1 protein-coding gene is annotated in these 330 nt (G+C 43.6%); it reads left to right on the forward strand.

The window, feature by feature from the left end:
- Nucleotides 1-330: pre-peptidase C-terminal domain-containing protein (locus J3998_RS13165; protein WP_208151117.1), on the forward strand; the 330-nt coding region annotated here is incomplete at both ends.

The following is a 330-nucleotide window of genomic DNA, read 5'->3' on the forward strand; positions in this document are numbered from 1 at the left end:
CAACCACTACTGGCGTGTTAAGCGTTGGAGGAAGCGCAACAGGTACTATTGAAAACCTTGCTGACTCTGATTGGTTTGCAGTAGAACTCAGTGCCGGAACAACCTATGTCTTTACGATGAGCAGTTCCGAACTTAGCACACCTTACATAGCACTTCGTAACTCAAATGGTTCTTTATTAGAAAATGACTTTAAAGGCAGTAGCGAGTCTCAAGCTGAATTTAGTTATCAACCGACCGTCTCAGAAACCTACTATCTGGATGCTAGTCAATTAGGCGATGATGACACTGGAAGCTATACAGTTAGCGCCGCCGTTGGTAATGATGATGATT

It is taken from the genome of Thiomicrorhabdus marina (genome assembly GCF_017571465.1).
Classification (GTDB): Bacteria; Pseudomonadota; Gammaproteobacteria; order Thiomicrospirales; family Thiomicrospiraceae; genus Thiomicrorhabdus; species Thiomicrorhabdus marina.